The 16,156-nt window shown below is 72.3% G+C and carries 13 protein-coding genes; 5 read left to right on the top strand and 8 right to left on the bottom strand.

The annotated features are described in order from the left end of the window. Nucleotides 1–91: 91 nt before the first annotated feature. Nucleotides 92–1,480, bottom strand: a complete 1,389-nt coding sequence (locus HDA32_RS24035; protein WP_312863308.1) for an NAD(P)H-quinone dehydrogenase — start codon at nucleotides 1,478–1,480, stop codon at nucleotides 92–94. A 165-nt stretch (nucleotides 1,481–1,645) separates the two neighbouring features. Between HDA32_RS24035 and HDA32_RS24040 the strand changes: the two genes are divergently transcribed. Beyond that, complete coding sequence (locus HDA32_RS24040; protein WP_179645351.1) at nucleotides 1,646–2,092, top strand: gamma-glutamylcyclotransferase family protein; 447 nt, start codon at nucleotides 1,646–1,648, stop codon at nucleotides 2,090–2,092. A 66-nt stretch (nucleotides 2,093–2,158) separates the two neighbouring features. Next, nucleotides 2,159–2,989 carry a purine-nucleoside phosphorylase gene (locus HDA32_RS24045; protein ID WP_179645352.1) on the top strand — a complete coding sequence of 277 codons (831 nt, stop codon included), beginning with the start codon at nucleotides 2,159–2,161 and terminating at the stop codon, nucleotides 2,987–2,989. 628 nt (nucleotides 2,990–3,617) lie between these two features. Here HDA32_RS24045 and HDA32_RS24050 read toward each other — a convergent pair. From HDA32_RS24050 to HDA32_RS24070, 5 genes are all read right to left on the bottom strand, one after another. Then, a complete protein-coding gene (locus tag HDA32_RS24050; RefSeq protein ID WP_218882578.1) occupies nucleotides 3,618–4,223 on the bottom strand; it encodes a PH domain-containing protein in 606 nt (201 codons plus the stop codon). Beyond that, nucleotides 4,220–5,332 carry an adenosine deaminase gene (locus tag HDA32_RS24055; RefSeq protein WP_179645354.1) on the bottom strand — a complete coding sequence of 371 codons (1,113 nt, stop codon included), beginning with the start codon at nucleotides 5,330–5,332 and terminating at the stop codon, nucleotides 4,220–4,222. The genes HDA32_RS24050 and HDA32_RS24055 overlap by 4 nt, the downstream gene beginning before the upstream one ends. Nucleotides 5,333–5,477: 145 nt before the next feature. Further along, on the bottom strand, nucleotides 5,478–6,719 hold the full coding sequence (locus tag HDA32_RS24060) for a M20 family metallopeptidase (RefSeq protein ID WP_179645355.1): 1,242 nt from the start codon (nucleotides 6,717–6,719) through the stop codon (nucleotides 5,478–5,480). Next, nucleotides 6,706–7,977, bottom strand: a complete 1,272-nt coding sequence (locus HDA32_RS24065) for a glutamate--cysteine ligase (RefSeq protein WP_179645356.1) — start codon at nucleotides 7,975–7,977, stop codon at nucleotides 6,706–6,708. Before HDA32_RS24065 ends, HDA32_RS24060 begins: the two co-directional genes overlap by 14 nt. Before the next feature lie 425 nt (nucleotides 7,978–8,402). Continuing rightward, nucleotides 8,403–9,617 (bottom strand): YihY/virulence factor BrkB family protein, encoded by a 1,215-nt coding sequence (locus HDA32_RS24070; RefSeq protein ID WP_312863309.1) that lies wholly within the window; start codon nucleotides 9,615–9,617, stop codon nucleotides 8,403–8,405. 193 nt (nucleotides 9,618–9,810) lie between these two features. On the opposite strand from HDA32_RS24070, the gene galT reads away from it, so the two are divergent. From galT to galK, 3 genes are read left to right on the top strand one after another with little or no spacing between them, the layout of a single operon-like run. Beyond that, entirely contained in the window at nucleotides 9,811–10,956 is a 1,146-nt protein-coding gene (gene galT / locus HDA32_RS24075) for a galactose-1-phosphate uridylyltransferase (RefSeq protein WP_376766985.1), read from the top strand. Further along, a complete protein-coding gene (galE, locus tag HDA32_RS24080) occupies nucleotides 10,953–11,927 on the top strand; it encodes a UDP-glucose 4-epimerase GalE (protein WP_179645357.1) in 975 nt (324 codons plus the stop codon). The genes galT and galE overlap by 4 nt, the downstream gene beginning before the upstream one ends. 44 nt (nucleotides 11,928–11,971) lie before the next feature. Further along, nucleotides 11,972–13,180, top strand: coding sequence for a galactokinase (gene galK / locus HDA32_RS24085; RefSeq protein WP_312863441.1), 1,209 nt, complete (start codon nucleotides 11,972–11,974; stop codon nucleotides 13,178–13,180). A gap of 209 nt (nucleotides 13,181–13,389) precedes the next feature. Here the strand turns inward: galK and HDA32_RS24090 are convergent, their stop codons facing one another. Next, a complete protein-coding gene (locus HDA32_RS24090) occupies nucleotides 13,390–14,601 on the bottom strand; it encodes an LCP family protein (RefSeq protein ID WP_179645358.1) in 1,212 nt (403 codons plus the stop codon). 442 nt (nucleotides 14,602–15,043) lie between these two features. Then, nucleotides 15,044–16,000, bottom strand: coding sequence for a malate dehydrogenase (gene mdh / locus HDA32_RS24095; protein WP_179645359.1), 957 nt, complete (start codon nucleotides 15,998–16,000; stop codon nucleotides 15,044–15,046). Nucleotides 16,001–16,156 lie beyond the last annotated feature (156 nt).

Genomic DNA, 16,156 nt, shown 5'->3' on the forward strand with positions numbered 1-16,156 from the left:
AACGCACAGGGCCCCGGCCGGACGGCCGGGGCCCTCCTCGTGTCCGGGACTTCGGTGCCGCCGGTACGCGCGTGCGCGGCCGGTCCGGCCGCTACTCCGGCGAGGCCTGCATGAGCGAGCGCGCGGCCTCGGTGACGCTGCCCGACAGCGAGGGATAGACCGCGAAGGTGTGCGCGAGGTCGTCCACGGTGAGGCGCTGCTGCACCGCGACCGACACCGCGAGGATGAGCTCGCTGGCGCGCGGGCCGACGATGACGCCGCCCAGGACGATGCCGGTGTGCTGACGGCAGATCAGCTTGACGAAGCCGTCCTTGGTGCCGTGCATCTTGGCGCGCGGGTTGGTGTCCAGCGGCAGGTTCACCACCCGGGCGTCGACGCGGCCGGAGCGCACGTCGGCCTCGCTGACGCCGACGGCGGCCAGCTCGGGGTTGGTGAACACGGTCGAGGCCACCGTGGACAGCTTCAGCGGCGCGACCGCCTCGCCCAGGGCGTGCCACATCGCGATGCGGCCCTGCATGGCGGCGACGGAGGCCAGCATGTTGACGCCGGTGCAGTCGCCCGCGGCGTAGACGCCCGGCGTCGAGGTCCGGGAGACCCGGTCGACCTGCACGAACCCGCCCTTGTCGAGCCGGACGCCGATCTCCTCCAGGCCGATGTTGTCGGTGTTGGGGATCATGCCGACCGTCATGAGGCAGTGGCTGCCCTCGACCGTGCGCCCGTCGGCCAGTTTCACCACGACCCCGTCGCCGGAGCGGCTGACCGACTCGGCGCGGGAGTTGCCGAGCACCGTCATGCCGCGGCGGCGGAACACGCCCTCCAGCACCTCGGCGGCGTCGGCGTCCTGGGTGGGCAGGACGTGGTCGCGGGAGGAGACGAGGGTGACGTCGGAGCCGAGCGCCTGGTAGGCGTTGGCGAACTCCGCGCCGGTGACGCCGGAGCCGACGACGATCAGGTTCTCCGGCAGCGCCTCCAGGTCGTAGAGCTGGCGCCAGGTGAGGATGCGCTCGCCGTCGGGCTTGGCCGTGGGCAGCTCCCTCGGGTGGGCCCCGGTCGTGATGAGGACGACGTCGGCGCGGATGCGCCGGTCGCCGACCGCGACGATGTGCGGATCGACCAGCCGCCCCTCGCCGGCGACGATCTCCACACCTTCCTTGATCAGGCGGGCCGAGGTGTCGGCGGACTGGGCCTGGGCGAGCCGCTTCACCCGGGCGTTGACCGTCTTGAGGTCGATGCCGACGATGTCCTTGTCGATCTCGGGCTCGTCGCCCACGTTGATCCCGAGCTTCGCGGCGTCGGTGACGTAGGACATCCGGACGGAGGTGGCGATCATCGTCTTGGACGGTACGCAGTCGGTGAGGACGCAGGCGCCCCCGATGCCGTCGCGGTCGACCACCGTCACGTCGGCGCCGAGCTGTGCGGCCACGAGGGCCGACTCATAGCCTCCGGGGCCGCCCCCGATGATCACGACCTTGGTCGTCACGTCTGCTCCACTCCTTCCGGCGGCCTCGCGTCCTCTCGCGGACACGCCGGGGCCTTGTGGGCCGGCCGCCCTGCTTCTGCTCGCCTGTCGCTCTATCTCCATTGTCCTTCATCCCGGGTGGCGAAATTCGCACCGCCGTGCCGGGCGACCACGTAGCATGGCCGCGTGCCTCTGTACGCCGCATACGGCAACAACCTCGATCCCGAGCAGATGGCCAAGCGCGCGCCGCACTCGCCACTGTGGAGCACCGGCTGGCTGGAAGGCTGGCGGCTGACGTTCGGCGGTGGCGAGACGCAGTGGGGCGGGGCCCTGGCGACGCTCGTCGAGCAGCGCGAGTCAAGCGTCTTCGTGGCGCTGTACGACGTCCCCGAGTGGGACGAGTCACTCCTGGACTCCTGGGAGGGCACCGACCTCGGCGTCTACTCCCGGATCCGGCTGCGCGCGCAGACCCTGCTGGACGGCGACGTCCCCGTGTGGGTGCACGTGCTCAACGACTACGAGGGCGGCCTGCCCTCGGCGCTCTACCTCGGCGTGCTCGCCGAGGCCGCCGAGAAGGCGGGGGCGCCGCCGGACTACGTGGCCGACCTCCGGTCGCGTCCGTGCACGTCCTAGTACGAATGGGGGCCCCTGCGTGGCGCTGCGGTCGAAATCGGGGGTCGCGGAGTACGCTCCGGAGGTGTGAGCGAATCCACGCAGGTTATCCCCGTTGTGGGGACCGCTGAGGCGAAGGCGCGCGCGGCCGAGGCCGCCGGTGAGCTCCTGTCACGGACCGGCGCGGATGGCTATGACGCCGTCGTCGTCCTCGGTTCTGGGTGGGCGGGCGCGGTCGACGCCCTCGGCGCCCCCGATGCCGAAGCCGCCATCGGCGACCTCCCCGGGTTCGTCGCGCCGACCGCCGCCGGGCACGTCCCGGTGGTGCGCAGTACGTGGGTGGGCGCCAAGCGCGTGGCGGTCTTCCTCGGCCGCACCCACCTCTACGAGGGGCACGGCGCGGCGCAGGTGGCGCACGCCGTGCGCACGGGCATCTCGGCCGGCGCCCGCACCGTCGTCCTCACCGGCTCGGCCGCGTCGCTGCGCGTCGACTTCTCCGTGGGGCAGCCGATCGTGGTGCGCGACCACATCAACCTCACGGCCGCGTCACCGCTGATCGGGCCGGATTTCGTGGATCTCACCCACGCCTACGCCCCGCGGTTGCGCGCCATCGCCCGCGACGCCGACCCCTCGATCGCCGAAGGCGTCTACGCCGCGGTGACGGGCCCGCAGTTCGGGACCCCGGCCGAGGTCGCCATGCTGCGGACCGCGGGGGCCGACCTGATCGGCACCTCGATGGCGCTGGAGACGATCGCGGCGGCCGAGATGGGCGCCGAGGTCCTGGGGGTCTCGCTGGTGACCGCCGACGTGATGGACCCGGGCCGCGAGGCGGTCGACCCCGAGCAGATGCTCGGTGTCGCCCGCGAACGCGCCCACGCCATGGGCGGCCTGCTGAACAGCATCCTGCTCAGGCTGTAGCAGGGTCCCGCCTGCACCGCAGGAGAGCACCTCGGGGAAGGAGCGCCGCCCCCTCCGCGCCGGGGGCTCGTGCGCTCCTCCCCCGAGGGGAGGTGGAGACCGGCGATCCGCCGGGCGGCGGCCGGCGCTGCGTGGCGAGCAGCATCCCGAGGCCGGGGATGAACTGCGCCGACCGCGGACGCCGACGGCGCGGTCTCCGTACGGCCCGAAGCGGAAAGTCCCCGCAGACTTCCGGCGAGCAGAACCGTACTCCTTGGCTGCGCGCCGCCTTCGGTCCGGTCGGTCCCCACGACCTCGGCCGGACCGCCGCGCGTGGCGATGCGTGGTCGGCGGCGCGCCCGCTATTCAGTTGACCCGCGAACGCCCGTGGGAGGCGGATCCGAGGTGGTCCGCGCTCCACCGCGAGCCGGAACCGCAACCCTTAGGCATGCCTTACCTAACCATTCTTTACGGGACGTGGTCAAGTCGATCGGCGAAAAAAACGGGGGAGCCCGGATCCGGGACTCCCCCGACGCCGCGGTCCGGGCGCTCGGCCGGATCGGTGATGGGAGAGGGTGGGGACTGTCTCCAGGTCCTGCGGTGGCGAACGGGAGGCTGCGGCCGCAGCCTCCCGACTCCCGTCAACGATCTAGCCGAGGAGAACGGCCGCCAGCAGCAGCAACAGCGGGACGCCCACGGCGGCGACCGCGTCGGGCGACCACACCACGGTCGGCTCGTCCAAGACCGGCCCCGCGTCGGCGGCCGCCGGTCCGCCACCCGCCGTGACCGGCCGCGCCTTGCGCTTCTCGGCCTCGTCGCGCAACTGCCTGGCCTTGAAGTCGACCGGGCGCATCCTGCGCGGGTCGTCCTCCTCGGGGGCGTCGGCGTAGCCGTTGGCGCGACGGAGGTTGTCGCGCACCCTGGCCCGCTTGGTCTCGCGCAGCGGCCACGAGCGGAACACCCGGTCCCCCGCGTGCACCCGCAGCACGTCGGTGACGTCGGCCCAGGTGAACGCCGACCACGGCACGAAGGCCTCGCGCAGCGGGTTCACCAGCCGCACGCCCCGCTCGGTCACGACGACGCGCGGACGCAGCGCCAGGACGTAGACGGCCCCGATGCTCAGCACCAGGACGGCCGCCGCGATCACCGCGGCGTGGCTGCGGCCGCGCAGCGCGAGGTCGACGAGGTTGAGGACCGCGATGGCGATCCAGACCCACCCCAGCACGCGGGGGACCGGCTGTGTGAAGGGTTTCAATCTGTTGCCCACTTGAGTTGCGCGAATCCCGGCTTGATCTGGCCGTTGATGAGCGCGAGCCGCTCATCGAAGGGCAGGAACGCCGATTTCATGGCATTGACGGTAAACCATTGCAGGTCATCCCAGTCATACCCGAAGGCTTCGACCAGTTTCGCGAACTCCTCGGACAGGGCGGTGCCGCTCTGCAGCCGGTTGTCGGTGTTGACCGTCACCCTGAAACGCAGCCGGCGCAGCAGGCCGATGGGGTGCTCGGCGATGGAGACGGCCGCGCCGGTCTGCACATTGGAGCTGGGGCACATCTCCAGCGGCACCCGCTTGTCGCGGACGTAGTTGGCCAGTCGGCCCATCCGCACCGTGCCGGAGGCCTCGTCGGCGCCCCTGGCCGCCTCGATGTCGTCGACGATCCGCACGCCGTGGCCGAGCCGGCCGGCGCCGCACCACTGCAGGGCCTCCCAGATCGAGGGCAGTCCGAACGCCTCGCCCGCGTGGATCGTGAAGTGGGCGTTCTCCCTGCGCAGGTACTCGAAGGCGTCGAGGTGCCGGGTGGGCGGGTGTCCCGCCTCGGCGCCGGCGATGTCGAAGCCGACCACGCCCACGTCGCGGTAGCGCACGGCCAGTTCGGCGATCTCGCGCGACCGGGCCGCGTGCCGCATGGCGGTCAGCAGCGTCCCCACCCGGATGGAGCGCCCCTGGGCCGCCGCGCGGTCCTGGCCGACCCGGAAGCCCTCCAGGACGGCCTCGACCACCTCCTCCAGGCTGAGTCCGGCCTCCAGGTGCTGCTCGGGGGCGTAGCGGACCTCGGCGTAGACGATGCCGTCGGCCGCGAGGTCCTCGGCGCACTCGGCGGCCACCCGCACCAGCGACTCACGGGTCTGCATGACCGCGACGGTGTGGCCGAACGTCTCCAGGTAGCGCTCCAGCGAGCCGGAGTCGGCCGCCTCGGCGAACCAGGCCCCCAGGGCCTCGGGATCGTCCGCGGGCAGGCCGGTGTAGCCGGTCGCGGCGGCGAGCTCGACGATCGTCTCCGGCCGCAGCCCGCCGTCGAGGTGGTCGTGCAGCAGCACCTTCGGGGCGCGCCTGATCTGGTCCAGGGTCAACTGATGGCTCATGGGTCCCAAGGATGCCATCTGACGAACTGTGAGCCATGAGGCTACGGGCGAGGGCGTGCGTTCGGAGAACGAGCCTGTGCACGCCGCCGGCGCTACGCGCACTGCGGCCAGCCGACCCCCTTGGCCTTTTCGCCCTTGGACCTCTCTAGGCCAGCGCGGCGTCCTCCACCTGCTCGTCGGCGCGGGGGCGGCGGGCCTCCCACAGGGCGGTCAGCGCCGTGGCCGCCATCATCTGGATCCCGACGCCGATGGCCCGCTCGTCGACGTCGAAGTCGCCGCGGTGCAGGTCCAGCATCGGGGTGTCGGAGGAGGGCCAGTGCGTGCCCAGCCGCACCAGCGCACCGGGCACCTGCTCCAGGTACCAGGCGAAGTCCTCGCCGCCGAGGCTCTGCGGCGTGGGGGCGATGGCCTCGGATCCCAGGATCTGGCTGCAGGCGTCCTGCAGCATCTGGACGCTGCCGCCCTCGTTGACCGTGGGCGGAACGCCGCGGCGGTAGTTCAGTTCGGCCGTCGCGCCGTAGGCGCCCACCACGGAGTCCAGCAGCTCCTTGATGAGGTCGGGGGCCGCGTGCCAGGCGTCGTCGTCCAGGCAGCGCACGGTGCCCTCGGCGACGGCGTCGTCGGGGATGGCGTTGGGCGCGGAGCCGGCGCTGATCCGGCCCCAGACGAGGCTGAAGCCGGCCCGCGGGTCGACCCGCCGCGACAGCGCCGCGGGCAGCTCCGTGACGACCTTGCCGAGCGCGTACACGAGGTCGGCGGTCAGGTGCGGCCTCGCGGTGTGGCCGCCGGGTCCGGACAGCCGGACCAGGACCTGGTCGCAGGCCGCCGTGATCGCCCCGACGCGCAGGCCCACCTGGCCCGCGACCAGACGCGGATCGCAGTGCAGCGCGAAGATCCGGTCGGTCCCGTCGATGCCGCCGGCGCTGATGACCTCGCGCGCCCCTCCGGGCAGCTCCTCGGCGGGCTGGAAGATCAGCCGCACCCGGCCGGGCAGCGCGCCGGCCTTGGCCTGCTGGGCCAGGAACAGCCCGGTGGCCAGCAGGACGGTGGTGTGCACGTCGTGGCCGCAGGCGTGCGCCGCTCCGGGCACCGTGGAGCGGTAGGGCACGTCCTTCTCGTCGGTCAGCGGCAGCGCGTCGATGTCGGCGCGCAGCGCGACGGTGGGGCCGTCGTCGGGGCCGATGTCGCAGACCAGGCCGGTGCCCTGGGGCAGCGGCACCGGTTCGAGCCCGACGCCGCGCAGCCGCTCCAGCAGGCGCTGGGTCGTCCGGTGCTCGGCGAAGGCGAGCTCGGGATGCATGTGGAGGTCTCGCCGGAACTCGATGAACTCCCGCTCCCGGCGAGCCAGAAAAGCGGTCAGTTGTTCCCGCAGGTCACGCCCCTGCATGCGAGGGCCCCCTCTTCATCGACGGATGTTCTCGGCCGGTGTCTCCACCGGCGTTCCCCTGTTCTGTTGCGGTGCCGCCCGCGGCGGTGTCGTTCCCCGTGACCCCGCCGCCCCCGGGCGCCGGTCCGAACCCCTCGGCCCGGAACTCCGCGGCCAGGGCGTCCACCACGTCGTTGAGCGTGCCGCCCTGGTCGATGATCGCCCGCTGGCGCTCATAGGAGGCGCCCGTGTGCAGGACCTCCGAGACCACGTCCAGGTCCTCGGCGCAGCCGAGGCGCCCGGCCACCGGCTTCAGCTCGCGGACGAGCTCGTAGAGGTCGTCGCGCAGCGGGACGGTGCTGCCGTGCTCGTCGGTGATGACGCGCGCGTCGAGCCCGTAGCGGGTGGCCCGCCACTTGTTGTCGTTGACCACCCACGTGGGCGGGCTGGGAAGACCGTAGCCCCGATCGAGCTGCTGGTCGAACAGCTGCACGAGGCTCTGCGACAGCGCGGCGGCCATTCCGACCTCGCGCAGCGTCGGAATTCCGTCGAACATCCGAATTTCGACTGTACCGAAATCCGGATGCGGGCGGACGTCCCACCACACTTCCTTGATGCTGGCGATGGTCCCGGCGCGCAGCAGCGTTTCCATGTATTCCTCGAACACCGGCCAGTCGGCGAGGTGCGGCGGCGGTCCGGCGGTGGGCAGCGCCCCGAACACGATCGAGCGGCTGGAGGCCAGCCCGGTGTCGTGCCCGCTCCAGAAAGGGCTCGACGCGGTCAGCGCCAGGAAATGCGGCAGGTAATTGGCCAGCGCGTTGACGATGGGCAGCGCTTTGTCCTTGGAGCGGACGCCCACGTGCACGTGCACCCCGAAGGTGAGGATCCGCCGGGCCAGCCACTGCATCTGGTCGATGAGCTCGCCGTAGCGCTGGACCGGCGAGAGCGTCTGGTCCCGCCAGTCGTCCAGCGGGTGGGTCCCCGCGCACAGGAGCGCGGCCGAGCGCGGCTCCATGACCTCCTGGAGCCGCTTGACGCTCCCGGCGAGGTCGGCTCTGGCCTCCTCGACGGTCTCGCAGATGCCCGTGACGACCTCGACGGTGCACTGCATGAGCTCGTGGCGCAGCGGCGGGTGGGACCCGGCCTCGCTGAGGTCGGGCAGCTCACCGAGGATCTGCTGGGCCTCCTGCCGGAGATGGCGGGTGTTGACGTCGACGAGCTGGAGTTCCCATTCGATCCCGAGGGTGGCACGGTCCGAGGCGTTGAATTCGATGGCCACGATCAACCTCCGCGCTGTCTTCCGGCCGGATCGCTCACCGGCTCCAGACGCACACTAGGCGAGACCTCCTCGCCGATGTCAGTGCGTCCCATGGCCGGTTTCACTCCCCCCGGGTCGATCGGATCGATGCGCGATGTGACGTGGTTCGCGGGTTCTCGGCGGCGCCCGAGGCTGCCGCGGCCGTCCGACTCAATCGAGGATTACAGACGACCCGTTGAACTCGCTGGGAAATCCCGAAGCATGATCCAAAGTGATCAGACCGCCCCGTCGCATCGGACCGGTGAACCGGTGGGTCCCGGGCCCGTTAGAGCCACATTAGGTCCAAACGCAATCGGCTCTCTGGACATTTCCGGGATTTCGGTCAACCGCTCTGCCCATGACAGGGTTCACGCTACACAACGTGCGGAGAAAACCTCGCGAAGTGATCAATACGTGATGTCGCGCGTCGTGGCGGGCCATTCCGCGCCACCGCGCCGGCCCCGCCACGGCGCTCGCTCCCGCTCCGCGCCCCCGATTCCGGAGAGAGTGTGTGCGCGGTGTCGGCGCACCCACACGGCGAGGGCCGCGGCGCCGAGGCCCAGCGTCAGCGGGAGCGCCGTCCGGCGCGCGGCCGCGCGCAGCCGGTCGAGCCGGGCCCCGGAGCGGGGGCGCCACACCGGCCTCCCCGCCGGCCGCACGGGCTCGGCGGAGGCGGTGGCGACCGGGACGCTCATCGGCACCGTGCCGTGGTAGGGCGGCGGGACCGACAGCCACGTCGCCGTCCAGGCCGCGGCGAAGAGCACGAAGCGCAGCACGATGTTGATCCACACCAGGAGCCCGACCAGGACGGCGAAAGAGGCGTAGACCGGGTTGGACAGGGTGCTGCCGATCAGCAGCGCTCCGGCCGCCTTGAGGACCTCGAAGCCCACCGCGGCCAGCAGCGCCCCGCGCCACAGCAGCCGCCAGGGCCGCTCGGTGCCGGAGAGGCGGCCGAAGAGGACCGTGAAGACGGCGACGTCGACGCCGACGGCGATCACCAGGCCCAGCAGCCGGGTCGCCAGCGCGGCGGCGACCGAGCCGTCGAGCCCGACCCAGGACAGCAGCCAGCCGGTGGCGGTCTGGGCGACGCCGGTGAGCGCCACGGAGCCAAGGAGGGCCAGGCCGAGCACGATGACGACGACGGTGTCCAGGAGCTTGGCGACGACGAAGTTGGGGCCGTCGGCGGTGTTCTTCAGCCACATGACGTGCAGGGCCTCGCGCAGGGCCGCGATCGAGCCGAGCCCGGTGTAGAGCAGGCCGAGCAGGCCGATGACCCCGGCGCCGGTGCGCGCCCGGGCGATCTCGTCCAGCGGCAGCTGGGCGGCGAAGCCCGGCAGGGTCTCGTTGATGGCCTGCTCCAGGTGGCCGCGCGCCTCCAGGTTGAACGCCGCGACGTAGCCCAGCGCCGAGAACGCGAGCGCCAGCAGTGGGAAGAAGGACAGGAACGCGAAGTAGGTGACGGACGCGGCGAGCTGGTCGCCGCGTCGGTCGGCGTAGCGCTCGTAGGCCCGGACCAGGTGGTCGAAGCCGGGTCTGCGGCGGCGCAGGGCCCAGTAGGTCTCCATCGCGACATTGCCGTAGTGCCGCAACCGGTCCTTGGTCCGCCCCGCCAGTGGCGCCACACCGACTCCAAGATCATCGTGTCATCCGTGCCGATCGAGCGTAGCCCGCTCCCCCGCGCGCGGGAACCGGGCGCGCTCGCGGAGATCGGAGGCGCGCGGGCGCCCGCACCGCGCGGAACACCGAATCCGTGAGATCGATTACGATCGAAGGCGACTACTTCAGGTCTAAACTCTTATGGTTTAGATTGAAAGTGTGCTTACTTCACAGGTGTGGCGATCGACCGGGCGGCTCGCCGACGGGCGCGAGGTCATCTACTTCGACGAGACCCCCGACAGCGGCCGGTCCGCCGCAACGGACCTGCGCCCGCTCGACGCGTTCTCCTCCGGCTCCGAACTCCGGCACGACCCCCTGCTCGACGAGTGGGTCGTCCTGGCCGCGCACCGCCAGAACCGGACGTTCCTGCCGCCCGCGGACCAGTGTCCGCTCGACCCCACGCGCGGGGACCGCCGCACCGAGATCCCGGCGGACGACTACGACGTCGCGGTCTTCGAGAACCGCTTCCCCTCCCTCGCGACGACGGCCGCCCCCGTCCCTGCGCCGGGGGATCCCGACGATCCCGCGCTGGCCCTGCGCCCCGGCGTGGGCCGCTGCGAGGTGGTGTGCTTCACCTCCGACCACTCCGCCTCCTTCGCCGACCTCACGCCCCGGCGCGCCCGCACCGTCATCGAGGCCTGGGCCGACCGCACCGCCGAGCTGAACGCGATGCCGGAGATCGCGCACGTGTACCCCTTCGAGAACCGCGGCGAGGAGATCGGCGTCACGCTGCACCACCCGCACGGCCAGATCTACGGCTACCCCTTCGCCCCGCCGCGCATCACCCGGATGCGCGAGGCCGCGCGGCGGCACCGCGAGCGCACCGGCTGCAACCTGTTCGACGACGTCGTGGCCGCCGAGCGCAAGGCCGCGCGGCGCGTCGTCGTCGAGGGCGAGCACTGGACGGCCTTCGTGCCGGCCGCGGCGCGCTGGCCCTACGAGGTGCAGCTCTTCCCGCAGCACAGGGTCCCCGACCTGCCGTCCCTGGACGACGCGCAACGCGCCGAACTCGCCGCCGTCTACCTGGACCTGCTGCGCGCGTTCGACGGCCTCTTCGAGGGCCCGGTTCCCTACATCTCGGCGTGGAACCAGTCGCCGGTGGACGCGTCGGGGGCGCCCGACCCCGGCTTCGGCCTGCACCTGCAGCTCTTCACGACGAAGCGCGCCCACAGGAAGTTGAAGTATCTTGCCGGATCAGAGTCGGGAATGGCGGCGTGGATCAACGACATCGCGCCCGAGGACGCCGCCCAGCGGCTGCGCACGGCCCTGAACGAGGGGCGCGAGAGGAACGGGGACGCACTGTGAGGGTTCTGGTCACCGGAGGCGCCGGCTACATCGGCAGCGTCGTGGCGGCTCAACTGATCGAGGCGGGGCATGAGGTGGTCGTGCTCGACGACCTGTCCACCGGGCACCGCGACGCGGTGCCGGAGGGGGCGGCCTTCGTCGAGGGCAGCCTGCGCGAGCACGCCGCCGACGTGCTCGCCGGCGGGATCGACGCGGTGCTGCACTTCGCCGCGAAGTCGGTCGTGCCGGAGTCCGTGGCCCACCCGGAGCTGTACTGGGGCGGCAACGTCGGCGCGTCCCTGGCGCTGCTGGAGGCCATGCGCGCCACCGGCGTGCGCAGGATCGTGTTCTCCTCCACCGCCGCCGTCTACGGCGAGCCCGAGCAGGTGCCGATCCCGGAGGACGCCCCGGTGCGCCCGACCAACCCCTACGGCGCCTCCAAGGCCGCCATCGACGCCGCGCTCACCGAGCACGCGCGCATGCACGGCATCGGCGCCGTGAGCCTGCGCTACTTCAACGTGGCCGGCGCCTACGGCCGGTACGGCGAGCGGCACACCACCGAGACCCACCTCATCCCGATCGTGCTGCAGGTGGCACTGGGCCGGCGCGAGTCGGTGTCGGTCTACGGGAGCGACTACCCCACGCCCGACGGCAGTTGCGTGCGCGACTACATCCACGTCGCCGACCTGGCCGAGGCGCACCTGCTCGCCCTGGAGCACTGCGTGCCCGGACGGCACAGGATCCACAACCTCGGCAACGGCACCGGCTTCTCGGTGCGCCAGGTCATCGACGTCTGCCGCGAGGTCACCGGCCATCCGATCCCGGCCGTGCAGGCCGACCGCAGGCCCGGCGACCCGGCGACCCTGGTGGCCTCCAGCGCCCGCGCCAAGGACGAGCTCGGCTGGGTGCCCCGCCGCCCGAAGCTGCGCGGCATCGTGGCCGACGCCTGGGCGTTCCACACCGACGCCGCACCGGTGGGAGGCGGAGCGTGAGACTGTTCGGACGCATCTCCAGACGCGGGTCGGCCCCCGAGCCGGTGCGGCTGCACGACGGCCCGCCCGCCCGACCCGAGGAGACCGCGAAGCAGGTCGCCGCGGCCTTCGAGGAGGCCTACGGGCTGCAGCCGGCCGGGGTGTGGCGCGCGCCCGGCCGGGTGAACCTGATCGGCGAGCACACCGACTACAACGACGGCCTGGTGCTGCCCATGGCGCTGCCGTGGGGGGTGTCCCTGGCGCTCGCGCCGACCGACGACGGCGTCGTCGAGGCCCGCTCGGCGCAGCGCCCCGGCGAGCCGGTGCGCTTCGCTCCGGCCGGCCTCGACGCGCGCGCCCCCTCCGTCACCGGGTGGGCCGCCTACGTGGCCGGCGTCTTCTGGGCCCTGCGGGAGGAGGGACACCTCGCCGACGACGCGCTGGGCGCCCGGATCCTGCTCGACTCCGACCTGCCCGTGGGAGCCGCGCTGTCGTCGTCGGCGGCGCTGGAGTGCGCGGTGCTGCTGGCGCTGGTCGACGCGCTGGGCCTGAGCGGGCTCGCCGCCGACCAGCGCGCCATGGTCCGGCTGGCCCAGAGCGCGGAGAACCGCTTCGTCGGCGCGCCCACCGGCATCCTCGACCAGAGCGCGTCCCTGCGCTGCAAGGAGGGGCACGCGCTCTTCCTCGACTGCCGCAGCGAGGGCGCGCGCAACGTGCCGCTGCCGCTGGAGGAGGCGGGACTGCGGCTGCTCATCATCGACACCCGGGTGGAGCACAAGCACACAGAGAGCGGCTACGGCGACCGCAGGGAGGAGTGCGAGCGCGCCGCGCGGGCGCTGGGCGTGCCGGCCCTGCGCGACGTCGAGGACCTCGCCGGGGCGCTGCAGCGGCTCGACGACCCGGTCCTTCGCCGCCGCGTCCAGCACGTGGTCACCGAGATCCACCGGGTGAACGCCGTGGTGGGGCTGCTGCGTGCGGGCAGGACGGCCGAGATCGGCGCCGTCTTCAACGGGTCGCACCTGTCGCTGCGCGACCAGTTCGAGGTGTCCTGCCCCGAACTGGACGTCGCGGTGGACACCGCGGCGCGCAAGGGCGCCCGCGGCGCCCGGATGACCGGGGGCGGCTTCGGCGGCAGCGCGATCGCGCTGGTCGCCGAGGACCGCCTGGAGGCCGTGTGCGCCGGCGTGGCGGCGGCCTTCGCCGAACGCCGCTGGAAGGCCCCGGACTTCCGCGTCGCCGTCCCCGCGGCGGGGGCGCGCCGGGTGGACTGGTAGAGGAGGACGTCACCCGGGGGTCGAAGCCTTGGCCCTGGGGAGCGTGGACCTCGACTCCCGGGGCTTGAAGGCTCACCCCAGAAGGAAGGTGCGCGCAGGTGGGCGAAGCCCCGTCCTCGGGCTGAGGTCACAAGACCCCCGGTGGTTGAGGAGGGTGGGTATGGACATCCCTCTCCGACCGCTGCGAAGACCGATGCCTTCAGCGCTCCCTACTCCTGCATCGCCGACTCGGGGATCTCCTCGCCGGCCTGCATCGCCGAGAACATCTCCTCGGAGCGGGTCTCGTCCCACAGGACCACCGAGCCGACGCCCAGGGTCGGGGTGGAGCCGACCGGGATGGCGGTCGTGGCCGGGGAGTCGCGCATCGCCAGCGCCATGCCCCCCAGGTCGCTGAGGTGGTCGCCCTCGTCCACGGTGAACGTCTCGGTCCCCTCGGTCACCAGCGGGACCGAGCGGAACGGGTTGATCAGCGTGCCGGGCGAGGTCGCCTTGGAGATCAGGGCGCTGAAGAACTCGCGCTGGCGCTGGATCCGGTCCAGGTCGGCGCGGGCCGAGGCGCGGGTGCGCACGTAGCCCAGCGCCGTCGAGCCGTCGAACTCCTGGCAGCCCGCCTCGATGTCCAGACCGGCCTTGGGGTCCTCCATGGGCTCCTCCGGGCACATCTCGACGCCGCCGACCGCGTCGACGATGTCGACGAAGCCGGAGAACCCGATCTCCACGTAGTGGTCGACGCGGACGCCGCTGGCCTGCTCGAACGTCTGCACCAGGGTGGAGGGGCCGCCGCCGAGGGTCTCGGAGAACGCGGCGTTGATCTTGTTGTCGCCGATGCCGGGGATGGTGACGTAGGAGTCGCGCGGCACGCTGATGATCGACGGCTTGCCGCTGTCGGGCACGTACAGCACCATGATCGTGTCGGTGCGCTTGCCCTCGGCGTCGCCGGTGCGCAGGTCCTGCATGTCCTCGTCGGTGAGGCCCTCGCGGCTGTCGGAGCCGACGATCATGTAGGTCGTGCCGGGCTGGTCCTCCGGGCGGCCCTCGTAGTCGGGCAGCGCCTCGATCCGCTGCAGCCGGGAGTCGGCCCAGAGGTAGAAGACCGTGGGCACCACCAGGAGCACGACGAGCGCCAGGACGAGGATCGTGCGGCGCCGCCTGCGCCTGGCCTCCCTCTCCCTGCGCTTGCGGCCGCCGCCGTCGTAGGTCCGCGGCCGCCGGCGCCGCGGCGGCGCGTCCTCGGCCGGAGGCATCCGCCGCGTGGGCCGGGCGCCTCCGGCGGAGCGCTGCTCGGAACGGCTCGGCCGGTAGAGCTTCTCGATCTCCTCGGGCATGCCGCCGTCCGCGGGCCGCCGGAACACAGCGGTGCGGTCCTCGTCGCCGGAGGCGCCCCGCCGCCGGCGGTTGCGTCCGTCTGGTGCGTCAACCATCGCTCTGTTCGCCCATCCGTTCGTGGCAGCGTCATCCTGCTTCGTGCATTAAGACTCGCCACATCGTATTTCGGTTCGAACAGGCGGCGACCACCTCTTCGCACCGTCCCCGCCGATCGCCACCGCGACGCCGACGGCCAGTGCGATCAGCCATGTCCGTCCCGGGGCGCGGGGCAGGCCCCGCGCCCGCGCCGCGGTCGCCGCAGTGTCCCGGTCTGCGTGCCGTGTCGAGGTCATGCCCCAAGCGTCGCGGAACCGGGATCGGCGCTGTAGACGGCGATGTCACCGGTCGGCGGTGAGGGATCGCCTGCTCCGGCCGTGACGGTTCGCCCCGCGGGGGATGACGGCTGTCATGGGCCCCTGCCACGGCCCCGCCCCCGGACGCGGCGCGGCGGCCGGCCCCGGAAGGGACCGGCCGCCGCGCGTCGGACGGTGGAAGCGCCTACAGGCCCTGGACGTCGGCCTGCTTGGCGCGGACGGCCTCGGCGGCCTCCTTCAGGCCGGCGAGCTCCTGCTCCGACAGCGGGGTCTCCACGACCTCCTTGATGCCGCCGGCGCCGAGCTTGGCCTGGACGCCCAGGTAGACACCGGAGATCCCGAACTGGCCGTCGACCCAGGCGCACACCGGGAAGACCGCGCCGGAGTCCTCGTGCACGGCCTTGGCCATGCGGGCGACGGCCGCGGAGGGGGCGTAGTAGGCCGAGCCGGTCTTCAGCAGCGCCACGACCTCGGCGCCGCCGTTGCGGGTGCGGTCCACCAGCTCGTCGATCTTGTCGGCCGGCAGGACCTCGGCCAGCGGCTTGCCGTCGATCGAGGACTGCGACGGGACCGGGACCATGGTGTCGCCGTGCGAGCCCAGGGTCAGGGTCGTGACGCGGTTGACCTCGACGCCGGCCGCCTCGGCCACGTTGTTGGTGAAGCGGGCCGTGTCGAGGACGCCGGCCTGGCCGATGACGCGGTTCTTCGGGAACTGCGACGCGATCTGGGCCAGGGCGGTCATCTCGTCCAGCGGGTTGGAGACGACCAGGATCACGGCGTTCGGGGAGTACTTGGCCACGTTCTCCGCGACGCCGCGCACGATCTTGGCGTTGACCTCGAGGAGGTCCATCCGGCTCATGCCCGGCTTGCGGGGCAGGCCCGCGGTGATGATCACGATGTCGGAGTCGGCGGTGGCCTCGTAGCCCTCGCCCTCCGGCGTCGTGGTCGCGCCGGTGACCTTGGTCTCGAAGCCTTCGACGGGCCGCGACTGGTTCATGTCCAGCGCCAGCCCCTCGGGCTTGCCCTCGATGATGTCGGTGAGCACGACCTCGTCGAAGATGTCGTACTCAGCGAGCCGCTGCGCGGTGGTGGAACCGTAGAAACCGGCGCCTACGACGGTCACCTTGCCCTTGCGAGCCATCGTCTCGAAGTCTCCTCACTTGGTTTCAGTGCCGTGCCGACCGAAGCCGCGGGGAAACTCACGATCCCGGCAGCCGGCGGATCTCTTGGCATCGAGAGATGCCGGTGACCAGGCTACTCCGCATGGCCCCGGAAGCGGTGAACCGGGTACGCGCCC

Origin of the sequence: Spinactinospora alkalitolerans (assembly GCF_013408795.1) — a bacterium.
In the GTDB taxonomy this organism is placed as follows: domain Bacteria; phylum Actinomycetota; class Actinomycetes; order Streptosporangiales; family Streptosporangiaceae; genus Spinactinospora; species Spinactinospora alkalitolerans.

What these genes read in the sequence shown, in the direction of transcription:
- HDA32_RS24055 (WP_179645354.1), bottom strand. Translation starts at nt 5,332, where the DNA reads ATGAGCCATCAGTTGACCCTGGACCAGATCAGGCGCGCCCCGAAGGTG.
- HDA32_RS24060 (WP_179645355.1), bottom strand. Translation starts at nt 6,719, where the DNA reads ATGCAGGGGCGTGACCTGCGGGAACAACTGACCGCTTTTCTGGCTCGC.
- HDA32_RS24090 (WP_179645358.1), bottom strand. Translation starts at nt 14,601, where the DNA reads ATGGTTGACGCACCAGACGGACGCAACCGCCGGCGGCGGGGCGCCTCC.
- mdh (WP_179645359.1), bottom strand. Translation starts at nt 16,000, where the DNA reads ATGGCTCGCAAGGGCAAGGTGACCGTCGTAGGCGCCGGTTTCTACGGT.